Annotated in this window: 7 protein-coding genes; 4 read left to right on the plus strand and 3 right to left on the minus strand. The window is 73.1% G+C overall.

The window, feature by feature from the left end; all coding sequences use genetic code 11:
- Positions 1-719: 719 nt before the first annotated feature.
- Entirely contained in the window at positions 720-4016 is a 3297-nt protein-coding gene (locus ABTX62_RS02390) for an AfsR/SARP family transcriptional regulator (RefSeq protein ID WP_352114398.1), read from the plus strand.
- Between the two features lie 46 nt (positions 4017-4062).
- On the opposite strand, the gene ABTX62_RS02395 is transcribed toward ABTX62_RS02390, so the two are convergent.
- Positions 4063-6102, minus strand: a complete 2040-nt coding sequence (locus ABTX62_RS02395; RefSeq protein WP_352114399.1) for a sigma-70 family RNA polymerase sigma factor — start codon at positions 6100-6102, stop codon at positions 4063-4065.
- A gap of 293 nt (positions 6103-6395) precedes the next feature.
- On the minus strand, positions 6396-7160 hold the full coding sequence (locus ABTX62_RS02400) for a TetR/AcrR family transcriptional regulator (protein WP_352114400.1): 765 nt from the start codon (positions 7158-7160) through the stop codon (positions 6396-6398).
- A 373-nt stretch (positions 7161-7533) separates the two neighbouring features.
- Here ABTX62_RS02400 and ABTX62_RS02405 point away from each other — a divergent pair, with 373 nt between their 5' ends.
- A complete protein-coding gene (locus ABTX62_RS02405) occupies positions 7534-8925 on the plus strand; it encodes an NAD(P)/FAD-dependent oxidoreductase (protein ID WP_352114401.1) in 1392 nt (463 codons plus the stop codon).
- Between the two features lie 174 nt (positions 8926-9099).
- On the plus strand, positions 9100-10767 hold the full coding sequence (locus tag ABTX62_RS02410; protein WP_352114402.1) for an ATP-binding SpoIIE family protein phosphatase: 1668 nt from the start codon (positions 9100-9102) through the stop codon (positions 10765-10767).
- Between the two features lie 12 nt (positions 10768-10779).
- Here the strand turns inward: ABTX62_RS02410 and ABTX62_RS02415 are convergent, their stop codons facing one another.
- Complete coding sequence (locus ABTX62_RS02415) at positions 10780-12045, minus strand: MFS transporter (protein ID WP_352114424.1); 1266 nt, start codon at positions 12043-12045, stop codon at positions 10780-10782.
- Positions 12046-12167: 122 nt separating this feature from the next.
- Between ABTX62_RS02415 and ABTX62_RS02420 the strand changes: the two genes are divergently transcribed.
- The gene (locus tag ABTX62_RS02420) at positions 12168-12716 is read left to right on the plus strand and encodes a MarR family winged helix-turn-helix transcriptional regulator (protein ID WP_283974858.1); all 549 of its coding nucleotides are present in this window, start codon (positions 12168-12170) and stop codon (positions 12714-12716) included.
- Positions 12717-13215 lie beyond the last annotated feature (499 nt).

Consider the following 13215-nt stretch of genomic DNA (forward strand, 5'->3'; position numbering starts at 1 on the left):
GCCCACGTCCGCGCCCGTGTCTGTGTCTGTGCCCCTGTGCGTGCCCACGTCTGCGCCCACGTCCGCGTCCGCCTCCACGTGGGTCCGCGCTGGAGCCATGAGGGTGCGCGCGTGCGCGACCGATACCGGTGGGTGGGCCGGGGCCGCGTGGGTGTCACCCGGCCTCGGCAACGGCGCGATGGGGTGCCGTATCGACGGACGGTCCGCCGATCCGCCGACCGCTGCGGGCGGGCATCCCGGCACGTGCCTCGCGTTGTCCGGTGGCTGCGACTTCGCTGACGGTCCGTCGTTCCGGCGACCGCGGTGGGCGGACCCTCCCGGCACGTTCCCTCGCGTTGTCCGGTGGCTGCGAATTCCGCTGCCGGTCCGTCGACCGCTGTGGGCGGATACCCCCGGCATGTCACGCCGTGTCGTCCGGCGGCTGCGATGTCGCCGACGGTCCGTCGACCCGCCGACCGCTGCGGGCGGGCACCCCGGCATGTCCCCTCGCGCTGTCCGGCGGCGGTGGCCGCTCCGCCTGCCCCCGGGCACGCACGGGGAGGGTGGCGGCGCGGCGGTACCCCGCTACCCGGGTTTCGGGCCCACCCCGCACCGGCGACAGCGCCGAGCGGGTTGCGGGCCCACCCCGCACCGGCGACAGCCCCGCGCACCCAGGCACCCGCAACGCCCCGTACCGAAAACCCCGCGGCTCTCGTCCCCGCCCGGGCGACAATGACCCCGTGCGGTACAGAATCCTGGGTGTCACCACGGCAGAGGACGAGCGTGGCGCGGTCATACCCGTCGGAGGCCCCCGGCTCCGCGCGCTGCTCACCGCCCTCGCCCTGCGGCCCTCCCGTGTCGCCACCCCTCAGACGCTCATCGACGAGGTCTGGGCGGACGAGCCGCCCCAGGACGCCCCCGCCGCTCTCCAGGCCCTCATCGGCCGGCTCCGCAGGGCCCTCGGGAAGGACGCCGTCATCTCCGAGACGGGCGGTTACCGACTCGCGGCCGACCAGGACGACATCGACCTCTTCGTCTTCGAACGGCTCGTCCAGCAGGGCACCGACGCCCTCACCGGCAACGATCCCGCCCTCTCGGAACGCCACCTCGACGCCGCCCTCGCCCTGTGGCGCGGACCCGCCCTCGCCGACCTGCCCGACCGTGCCGCCGCCGCCCGCCCGGAGGCGAGGCGCCTGGAGGCGATCCGGTCCAGGGTGGAGGCGCGGATACGGCTCGGCCGCGTGCCGGAGGTCGTGCCGGAGCTGCGGGAACTGACCGCGGTACACCCGTACGACGAGCCGCTGCACGCCCTGCTGATCCAGGCCCTGCGGGACACCGGCCGGGCCGCCGACGCCCTCGCCGCGTACGAGACCGCCCGCCGCTGTCTGGCCGAAGGCCTCGGCGCCGACCCCGGGCCCCGACTGCGCGCCCTCCACACCGAGCTGCTCGATTCCGGGCCGCGGGACGGCAAGGCCCCGCCCGCCCCACCGGTGCGCGAGGGCATGCGCCCCGGGGCCCTCCGTCCCCGTCTGACCTCCTTCGTCGGCCGGGAACCCGAGATCGACGCCATCCGTTCCGAGATGCACAGGGCCCGGCTCGTCACGCTCACCGGACCGGGCGGCTCCGGCAAGACCCGCCTCGCCGAGGAGGCCGCCGCCGGGCACCCGCAGGCACGGCTGGCCGAGCTCGCCCCGCTCGACCGGCCGGAGGCGGTGCCGGGAGCGGTGGTCAGTGCGCTCGGTCTGCGCGAGACCCTGCTGATGGCCGGCGAGCTCACCGCCGTGCAGGACGACCCCGTCGCCCTGCTCGTCGAGTACTGCGCCCAGCGCAGCCTGCTCCTGATCCTCGACAACTGCGAGCATGTCATCGGCGCCGCAGCCCACCTCGCCGAGACCCTCCTCACCCGCTGCCCCGAGCTCACCATCCTGGCCACCAGCCGTGAACCCCTGGGCGTGCCCGGCGAGTCGGTGCGCCCGGTCGAACCCCTGCCTCCGGACCACGCCCGCCGGCTGTTCGCGGAGCGCGCCGCCGCCGTCCGTCCCGACGCGGCGGACGCCGTCGTCCGCGACGAGCGGGCGGTCGCGGAGATCTGCCGGCGGCTGGACGGGCTGCCGCTCGCCATCGAACTGGCGGCCGCCCGGCTCCGGCTGCTCACCCCCCGGCAGATCGCCGACCGGCTCGACGACCGCTTCCGCCTCCTCACCTCCGGAAGCCGTACCGTCCTGCCCCGCCAGCAGACCCTGCGGGCCGTCGTCGACTGGTCGTGGGACCTGCTCGACGACGCCGAGCGGACGATGCTGCGCGAGGTGTCGGTGTTCGCGGGCGGCTGGGACCTCGCGGCGGCCGAGGCGGTGTGCTCCGGGCCCGCCGCCGAGCTGATCGGGGCGCTCGTCGACAAGTCCCTCGTCGTGGCGGCCCCCGACGCCGACGACGGCACCTCCGGCATGCGGTACCGGATGCTGGAGACCATCCACGAGTACGCCGTCGAGCGGGCCGCCGACGTCCCCCGGGCGCGCGCCACCGCCGAGCTCCGGCACCGCGCCTGGGCGCGTGCGCTCGCCGAGCGGGCCGATCCGCTGCTGCGCTCCGCGGCACAACTGCCGTGGATCCTCCGTCTGGAGACCGAGCTGGACAACATCCGCGCCGCTTTCGACCGGTCCCTCACCGCCGGGGACGAGGAGGAGGCCGCTGCCCTCGCCCTCGCCATGGGCTGGTTCTGCTGGCTGCGCAACTACCGTCACGAAGGCCTGGAGTGGCTGGAGCGGACACTGAGGCTGGGCGTGGCCCTCGACCTCACGGGCCGTGTGCCGGCCGACGACGAGCCGGAACTGCCCGGCCACATCGAGCACTTCCTCGACGCGCCGGACGGGGAGGCGGGGCATCCACTGCGCGACCTGCGGATGGATGTGCGCATGCTGCATCTGTTCTTCCTGACCGAGGCCGAGCCCATGGAGACGTTCGCCGACGAGCAGCGGCCGTACATGGACAGGGTGCGCGCCCACTTCGAGAGGGGCGGCCCGCACGTGGCCCGTGTCCCGGGGCTCGTCTGCCCGATCCTCTCCGCCTTCCTGGGCGACCCGGACGAAATCCGGACCGTCCTGGACGCCGCCGTCGCCAACTGCCGTGCGCACGGCGGTGACTGGGAGATCTCCGTCGCCCTGATGTTCCGTGCGCATACGGTCGTCGACGGACCCGGTGGCCTGGAGGGTGTCGACGACGACCTCGCGGAGCTGCGGGTCCTCAGCCGCCGCGCGGGCGACCGCTGGCTGCGTGCCCAGGTGTGCGGCGCGGCCGGTGAGCTCGCCATGGCGCGCGGTCGCTTCGAGGACGCCAAGGGGGAGTACGACGAGGCGCTGCGCCTCGCCTACGAGGTGGGCGCCTACGCCGAGTCGCCCTTCCTCATCGCTCGGCTGGGCGAGATCGCCTACCGCGCCGGGGAGCGGGTGACGGCGCTGGCGCTGCTGGACGAGGCCACCGCCGCCGCGGAGCGGTACGGCGTACGGGACTCCAAGGCGTACATCCTGCTGATGCGCACCCAGATGGCGTTCGAGGACGGGCACGTCGACCGGGCGCGTGCGTGGTGTGACGAGGCCTGTGCGAACACGACCCCCGGCACACCGCCGCCCCAGTTCCTGGTGATGCTGCTCCTGCTCGACGCCCTGATCACGGCGCGGGAGTCCGGCCCGCGCTCAGCCCTGCCCAAGCTGAGCGGAGCCCTGCGCGAAGCCGTGCACAAGCGGTGCTCGGAGGTGATCCGGGCCGTGGTCGTGGAGGGCGCTGCGGGCGTGCTGGCCGACCTCGGCGACCTCCCGCGCGCGGCCCGGCTGCTCGGCACCGGTGACCACTGGCGGTCCGGCCGGCCGCGCTCCATGCCGGAGCGCTCTCAGGTGGAGCGGGTCGAGGCGGTCGTGCGTGACGCCCTGGGGAGTTCCCGCTGCCGGGCGGAGCGCGCCCGGGGCACGGCCCTCACCGCCGACGACGTCCTGATCGAGCTGGACGAGGCGCGCGGCGCGTACGTCACCGGCCGGGCCTCCTGAGCCTCGGCGGCCACCCACCCATCAGCCGTGTGAACAACGCTCCAGGTCAATACAGCCAGCGGCAGGTGAACCTGGACTCCGCCCAGTCCACCGGCATCAGCTCGTCGAGGGAGCTGCGCGGTTCCACCACCAGCCGGACCGTGCTGCGGCCGGTGAGGTCCACCCGCACGGGCACGGCCGCGTCACCGCCCTCGACCAGCGGGGAGCGCCACAGCCGGACCCCGTCGGCGTAGACGGAGAAGTACACCTTGCCGAGCCGCAGCGTCATGTCGTCCACCCCGACGAGCGCGTCGTACGACGAGCAGGAGTGGTTGAGGTCGATGGTGACGGAGGAGCGGCCGTGCACGGTGACGCCGTGGGCGTACCGCCGGTCGCCGATCGACAGGCCGGACCGCTTCCAGACCCGGTTGCTCGAGCCGATCCGCATCTCGGGCTTCGTACCGTCGCCGTCGATGTCGTACGACAGGCCGCTCCACTGGTGGACGGCGGGGGCGGGCGGGAGCGTCGGGGGAGGAGAGTCCGGCGTGGGGGCCGAGGGCGGTACCGGCCGGGGGGACGCGGACGGGGGAGGAGCGGGCTCGCGCGTCGGGTCGGGGGGTGAGGCCGGGGCATGTTCACGACTCGGGCTGGTCCGCGGGTCGGGCGCCGGTGTGGGCGTTGCGGCGCGCGCGGGCACGATCCCCGGCGGCCGTGGTCGCGGACCGGCTTCCGGCGGCGAGGGGGAGGGCGTGGGCTCGCCGGTGCGTACGACCGACGACGGCGGCGGGGAGGAGGGAGCGGACTCCGCCTGCTCCTTCGGCTTGTCGTCGCCGACCAGTGCCATCACCACGGCCGCCACCACACCGACGGCGATCACACCGGCCGCGATGCCGGCTTTCACCGGTGCGCCGAGCCCCTCGGAGGCCGCCGCACCCCCGCCGGCCCCGCCACCGCCCGCCGCGCCTGCCCCACCGGCCGAGCCACCGGCCGAGCCACCGCCCGCCGCACCCCCGCCACCGCCCGCCGCGCCTGCCCCACCGGCCGAGCCACCGCCCGCCGCGCCCGCCGCACCGGCCGCTCCCGCACCCCCGGCGATGAGCCCGGCCGCCTTCGCATACCCGGCGGCCCCGAACCAGCCGATGACCGCGACCGGCACGACGGCCGGGATGCCGCCGGCCACTTCCTCGATCTGCAGCGCGGCCAGCCGGCATTTCGCGCACTCGTCCAGATGCCCCCGCAGCCCCCGCTCGGCCCGGGTGCGCAGCCGGCCGCGGGCGTAGGTGCCGAGCTGGTCGGCGTAGCGCGCGCACTCCTCGTCGCCGGTGAGCGCGGCGCTGACGTGGGCCTGGAGGTAGGCCTGCTTGAGGCCCTCGCGGGCCCGGCTGGCGAGCACGCGGGTGCCGTTGGCGTCCAGCCCGAACAGTGTGGCGACCTCGCTGGGCGACTCGTCCTCGATCTCGGTGTGCCACAGCACGGCCTGCCACCGCTCGGGCAGCGACCGGAACGCCCGCATGGCCATGGACTGCTCGGCCGCGTGCATCGCCTGTACGTCGGCGCCCAGTCCGAGCGTGTCGGCGTCGGACGCGTCGGACGCGTGTGCGGACTGGGCGGCGAACACCGCGAAGTCGTCGACGAGCTGCTCGCGCCGTGCCGACCTCGTCCAGGAGGCGGCGACCCGCCGGACGGAGGTGAGCAGATAGGCGCGTACGGCGTGCGCGGGGCCCGCCCCGCCGCGGACCGCCTGGAGCATGCGGGCGAAGACCTCGGCGGTCAGGTCGTCCGCGGTGTGGGCGTCGCGGCAGCAGGTGCGGGCATAGCGGCGCACGGCCTGCGCATGGCGCCGGTACAGCTCCTCGTACGCCGTGTCGTCGCCCGAGCGCATCCGGTCGATGAGGTCGGCGTCGGACGGCGGCTGCGCGCGCGGCGGCGGCAGGACACCGTCCTCGCGGCGGTCGCGCTGGGCCGGGACCGAGCCGTCGGCAGGGTGCCCGCCGGGCGGCTCGCTCGCGCGTCCGCCCTGACTCGGCACCTGCGGGGGGACCGGCCCGCCGGCTGTGGCGTCGCCGTTGCCGCTACCGCTCGGCTCGTCCCGCCCGTCAACGCTCATCGCGGAAAGCCCCCGGCAGCCGCCCAACTCGTCCAACCACCGGGTCAGCGTGCCATATTGGCTTTTGGTCAGACCCCCGGAGTTCGGACCATCACTCATCCGTGGGGACTTACCGCACGGAAGTACTAGTCATCACTCGTTCGGGGAAGAGTCCCTCCTCGCTCCGGGGCCGGAGGTCCCGGCCCGGCCCATAGCTCCGGCCCGGCCCATAGCTCCGGCCCGGCCCGGCCCGTAGCTCCGGCCCGGCCCGGGTCGGATCAGCCCGGGCCGGATCAGCCCGGGCTCCCGGCGGCTCACGCCGGTCGCGAACGCAGACCCTCCAGCAGGATGTCCAGCAGCCGGGCCGACGCGGCCGCCTGCTGCGCCGCGTCCGGCAGCGAGGGCGCGGCTGTGGCGATCACCAGCAGCACGTCCGCCACCGACACGTCCGCGCGCAGCTCACCGGCCGCACGCGCCCGGTCCACGAGCTGGCCCACGACCTCGAGCAGCGCCGACGTCCCGGCGTCGTCCTCGGCCGTGACCGCTGGTGCCGAGGCGACCGCGACCGGCTGGTCCGGCACCAGTCGCAGCTCCGTCCCACCCGGCTGGGTCCGCTGCTGCGGCACCCGCGGGCCGGCCGCGCCGTCCTCGACCGAGACCCGCAGCACCCGCGGCGGCAGCAGCCGCCCGGCGCCGGAGGCCACCGACGTCCGCAGGAAGCGCGACAGCGCCGACCACGGCTCGTCCTCCTGTCCGAGCGCGGCACGCGCCTGGTCGGTCAGCCGGGAGGTCTCCTCCTCGGCTATCCGGCGCACCAGGACGTCCTTGCTCGGGAACCGCCGGTACACCGTGCCCACGCCGACCCGCGCTCGCCGCGCCACGTCCTCCATCGGCGCGCCGTACCCCAGTTCGCCGAAGACCTCACGCGCCGCACGCAGCACGTGCTCCAGATTGCGCTGTGCGTCCACGCGCAGCGGCGTCGTCCGCGACACGTCGCGCCCGTTGCCCGCCGCGCTCATCGTCATGCCGCCCGCCGCGACAGCGGACGCGGGCGACCAATGAGAGTCCTGAACATGCATAAGCATTCCCCCGGTAATGACGTCTCCCCCCGGAGACTCCCCGCCATTCGATGACGGGACGGGGAACCGCCCCGGTCCCGCGGTCCGCCCGTCGCGGACCCCGGTGAGCGCTTCCCCCTACACCCCGTCGACACACGAACATAGTTGAGAGGGAGTCAATTCAGAAGGGGCAGGTTCCGCACGGAGCGCCCACCGATCGGAGTACGGGCCGCATACGTCCCGAATGTGCCCCCGCGCGCCCCTCGCGCCACCCCTCCTGAGCTGCGCGAATGCACCGCAGGTCGCTAATCGGGCCAACTCGACGCCCGCGCCCGCTCCGGTCACACAATTCGTCGAGGCTGTGGACAAACTCAAGCGACGGGTGCGTCATGGGATGGTGAAGGAACGTGCGCGCATTCTCGTTGTCGGTGGCGGCTACGTCGGGATGTACACGGCCCTGCGCCTGCAGCGCAGACTGAAACGGGAGCTGGACCGGGGCGAGGTGGAGATCACGGTCGTCACCCCGGACCCGTACATGACCTACCAGCCGTTCCTCCCCGAGGCCGCCGCCGGTGCCATCTCACCGCGCCACGTCGTCGTCCCGCTGCGCCGCGTCCTCGGCCGGTGCCGGATCCTGATCGGCGAGGCCACCGCCGTCGACCACGCCGAACGCGCCGTCACCGTCACCACCCTCGCCACCGGGGAGGAGGGCACCGGCGGGCAGCGGCTGTCCTACGACCACCTCGTCCTGGCCCCCGGCTCCGTCTCGCGCACCCTGCCGGTCCCCGGCCTCGCCGACCACGGCATCGGCTTCAAGACGGTGGAGGAGGCCATCGGCCTGCGCAATCACGTCATCGAGCAGATGGACATCGCCTCCTCCACCCGCGACCCCGCGATCCGCGACGCGGCCCTCACCTTCGTCTTCGTGGGCGGCGGCTTCGCCGGTGTGGAGGCACTCGGCGAGTTGGAGGACATGGCCCGCTACGCCGCGCGCTACTACCACAACGTCCGGCCCGAGGACATGAAGTGGATCCTCGTCGAGGCCTCGGACCGCATCCTGCCCGAGGTCGGCGAGGAGATGGGCCGCTACACCGTCACCGAACTGCGCCGCCGCAATATCGACGTCCGCCTGGAGACCCGCCTGGAGTCCTGCGCCGACCGGGTCGCCGTCCTCAGCGACGGCGCCCGCTTCCCCACCCGTACGGTCGTCTGGACGGCCGGCGTGAAGCCCCACCCGGTGCTCGCCGCCTCCGACCTGCCCCGCAACGGCCGAGGACGCCTGAAGTGCACGCCGGAACTGTCGGTCGAGGGCACCACGCACGCGTGGGCAGCCGGAGACGCCGCCGCCGTCCCGGACGTCACCGCCGGGCGCACCGGGACAGAACCGGGCCGCGAGTGCGCGCCCAACGCCCAGCACGCGGTCCGCCAGGCCAAGGTCCTCGCCGACAACATCGTGCACACGCTGCGCGGCGAGCCCCTGGACACGTACGCGCACGCCTACGCCGGGTCGGTCGCCTCCCTGGGCCTGCACCAAGGCGTCGCCCACGTCTACGGACGCAAGCTCAAGGGCTACCCCGCCTGGTTCATGCACCGCGCCTACCACCTCAGCCGTGTGCCCACCTTCAACCGCAAGGCGCGCGTGCTCGCCGAATGGGCCCTGGCCGGCCTGTTCAAACGGGAGATCGTCTCCCTGGGTTCACTCGAACACCCCCGGGCGGAGTTCGAACTCGCGGCCGGTGGAAAGCCTTCTCACGACCCCCCGCACAACCCGAAGGGGTCGTCCTGACCGGACCCAGGAACTCCACCGGCCGACCCGGCGTCTGACGGATGTCGGTCCGGTCCGCGCACTGCCAGACTGGTCCACCACCGCGGGCATGCCACCACTCGCCCCGGCGCGGGCCCCCCGGGGCCCCGGCCGGTTCCGGTACCGGCCGCCGACCACTACACGAGGCAAGGATTCGTGAACTTCACGCGCTGGAGCGCCCGGCTCCCCGGAACGCAGCGCCGCGCCGCAGCGCGGACCGAGCAGACGGCCTCCCCGGACCGGCGGGGGGAAGGGTCCGTACCCGCCGCCCGTGCCGAACAACCGACCGACGAGACACCGACCGTTCCCGCCGTCGACGAACTGCGGGTGCGTGAGGTTCTCGACCGCGTCCCGTCCCTCGTCGCCCTGGTCCACGGCCCCGACCACCGCATCGCCTACGTCAACGACGCCTACACGAGCGCCTTCGGCGTACGCCCCCTGGGCGAACGCGCCCGCGAGGCCCTCCCCGAGCTGGACGCTCTCGGCCTCTTCCCTCTCCTGGACCAGGTCCAGCGCAGCGGCAAGTCGCGCACGGTCAAGTCCCGCAAGGCCCCCGACGGCCGCTCCTACACCTTCACCTGCACCCCCATCGCCCAGGGCGACGGCAAGAGCGGCAGCGACGGCCGGGGTGTCCTCGTCTTCGCCACCGACGTCACCGACCACGCCGAAGCGGCCGAACGCCTGCGCGCCAGCGAACGCCGCCAGCGCGAAACGGCGGTCACCCTCCAGCGGTCCCTGCTCCCCCAGGAGCTCGAAGAGCCGGACGACCTGCGCATCGCGGCCACGTATCACCCGGGCGGCACGGAGGCGGCCGTCGGCGGTGACTGGTACGACGTCATCACCCTCGGCGGCGGCCGCACGGCGCTGGTCATCGGTGACGTCATGGGCCGGGGCGTGCGCGCGGCGGCGGTCATGGGCCAGCTCCGCACGGCGGTCCGCGCCTACGCCCGCCTCGACCTCCCCCCGCACGAGGTCCTCCAGCTCCTGGACGGCCTGGCAGCCGAGATCGACGCCAACCAGATCGCCACGTGCGCGTACGCCATCCACGACCCGAACGAGGGCAAGCTGGTCTACTCCTCGGCGGGCCACCTCCCCATCCTCGTCCGCGACGAGAACGGCACGGTCCTGCGCGCCGACGAACCCACCGGCCCCCCGCTCGGCACCGGTGGCTGGATGCACACCTCGGGCTCGATCCCCCTCGCCCCCGGCTCCACGGCCGTCCTCTACACGGACGGCCTGGTCGAGCGCCGCGACGCGGACCTGGACGAGGGCATCGCCGCCCTGGAACGCGCCCTGGCCGGAGCCACCGGCACCCCCCAGGTCGTCTGCGACCGCCTGGTCCGCTCCGCGGGAGTGACCCCCGACCACGACGACGACGTGGCCGTTCTGGTCCTCCAGCACCCCGCGCGCAGCGGCCCGGACAGCGAGCTCTTCCGCAACGCCGCCCTGGAGCTGCTGGGCGGCGTGGAAGCGGCCCCCCGCGCGCGTGCCTTCGCCTCCGGCGTCCTGACCAGCTGGCGTTTTCCCGCCGACCTGCACGACCTGGGCGTCCTGGCCACCAGCGAACTGGTCGCGAACTCCCTCCAGCACGGCACCCCGCCGATGAGACTGCGTCTGCGTCGCACGGACAGACGCCTGATCATCGAGGTCACCGACGGCGACGACCACCTCCCCAGACGCCGTCGCGCGGAACCGGGCGACGAATCGGGCCGGGGCATCGCCATCGTCGCCACGATCGCGTCGAACTGGGGCTCCCGTCGCACACCGGGCGGTGGCAAGGCGGTGTGGTGCGAGTTCGCCCTGCCACGCACCCGGCCGACGTGACCGGACCGCGGATCAGACGTCGGCGGAAACGGGCGCCCCACCCCGCGCCACGACCCGGCTCTTGCCGAGCCACGGCTGATCCTGCACATCGGTCAGCTGCCGCCCCAACCGCACGGCCAGGACGGTGATCCCCAGCGAGAACACCAGGAACGCCACGATGTACGGCGCGTGCAGCGAGGCCCCCAGCGGCCCGCCCACCGCAGGCCCGACGGCCAGCGCGAGCTGCTTGACCAGGGCGAACGCGGAGTTGTACTGCCCGGCCATGCCCTCCGGCGCCAGATCCGCGACCAGCGGGGCCACGGTCGGCGACAGCATCGCCTCCCCCAGTCCGAACAGCGCGTACGTCGACACGAACGCGGCCGTCGCCATCTCCTGGCTCCCGTGCCCCAGCCCCGCGTACCCGGCGACGGCCCACGCCACGGCCCAGATCAGACCCACGGCGGCGATCACCCGCGACCGCCGGCGCCGCTCCACGAACCGCAGCACGGCGAACTGCGCCACGACGATCATCAGCGTGTTGGCGGCCAGCGCCGTCCCCAGCGCGGAGGTCGAGATCCCGGCGGCCTCGACCCCGTACGCACTCAGCCCCGACTCGAACTGCCCGTAGCAGGCGAAGAACAGCACGAAGCCCAGTACGCACAGCTGCACCATGGCCCGGTTGCCCAGCAGCTGCTTCCAGCCGCTCAGGCCCGATGCCGTGGGGGCCCCCTCGATCCGCGGCGCGTGCGGCATCCGCACGGTCACCATCACCACGACCAGCAGCAGGAACATCGCCGCCTCGATCGCGAAGAGCAGCGTGAAGGAGGCCGCGCTCGTCGTGTCGACGAGGTGCCCGCCGATGAGGCCACCGACGCCGAGTCCGAGGTTCTGCAGGAAGAACTGCATGGCGAAGGCGCGCGACCGGGTCTCCGCGGACGAGCAGTCCACGATCATCGTCGCGAGTGCCGGCTGCATCACGGCCTGTCCCGCACCCAGCAGCGAGGCCGACACCAGCACGGCCGCCGCGCTGCTCGCGATCCCCAGGCTGAGCGCTCCCAGGGCGGCGGTGACCAGGGCGACGAGCAACACCGGCAGCGGGCCGCGCCGGACGATGGCCCGCCCGGCGAACGGCAGCACCATCAGCGCGGCCACAGCGAAGACGGCGAGTACGAGACCCGCCGTCATGGCCCCCAGCCCTCGCACCTGCGCCACATAGACGTACAGGTACGGGACCGTGAAGCCGAGCCCGAACGCGCTGAGTGCGTTACCCACGTGAATCCGGCGCATCGCTGCGCCCATCGCCCTGGTCACGTTCACCTCTCTCACAAGTTAGGAGTGAAGACTTCGAAACTAAAGTTCGAAGCTAAAGAGTACAGATCCAAGGACTTCAAGGCAAAGAAGGGCCGTGCGATACTGCGCACATGGGCGACACCCCCGGCCCCAGCGAGCCGACCCTCGAAGAGCAGATCGCCGCGTACCAGCGCGAGTTCCAGGACCTCGACCCCCAGGTCGAACAGATCGTCTCGGCCCTCTCCCGCCTGAACCGCCGCATGAACGTCGCCTACGGCCGTCAGACCGCGGCCCTCGGCATCAGCAACGCGGAGTGGGAGGTCCTCAAGGCCCTCGTCCTCTCGGGAGCCCCCTACCGCCTGGGCCCCAGCGACCTCGCCAAGCGCCTCGGCCTCACCCCGGCCGCGATGACCCACCGGATCGACCGCATGGTCGCCGAGTCTCTGGTGACCCGTGAGCGAGACGAGTCGAACCGCGTACGCGTCATCGTGGAACTGACATCGGAGGGGCGAGAGAAGTGGCTGGAGGCGATGCGCCTGGCGTCGGTCTTCGAGGAGGACCTGCTCCAGGACCTGACCCCCGACGAGCGAACGGCGCTGGGCGAAGTGCTCACGCGTCTGCTGCGCCGGGTCGAGCACGCCCAACCGGATGCCGGCGGGCGCCTCACCGACCTGGAATGACGCCCGCACCGAAAAGATCTTGACAGGGGTCGCTTGACAGCCCCATGCCGGATCCGTAGAGTTCTTCGGGTTGCCGCGGAGCCGTAACGGTTCTTCGACAGCACTTCCGCCGCAGCAGCGGCATCCAAACCACCAGCTCGACCTTCCCGACGGGGTTGATTCGGCACGCCCGAATTCAATTCGAATGGGGACTCGACGATCTGATCGACGCCGAACTGCTTCGATTTGAGAATCGCCGAGAGGGCGCGCTAGGGTTGGGGACGTCGGAACGGCCCAACAGCCGCGAAGGCAAACCCCGCTGACTGGGAATCAGGCCCGAAAGGATCTGGTAGAGTCGGAACCGCCGGAAAGGGAAACGCGAAAGCGGAAACCTGGAAAGCACCGAGGAAATCGGGTCGAGAAAAGATCTGATAGAGTCGGAAACGCAAGACCGAAGGGAAGCCCGGAGGAAAGCCCGAGAGGGTGAGTACAAAGGAAGCGACCGTTCCTTGAGAACTCA

This window comes from Streptomyces sp. NPDC096046 (assembly GCF_040303285.1).
GTDB lineage: Bacteria > Actinomycetota > Actinomycetes > Streptomycetales > Streptomycetaceae > Streptomyces.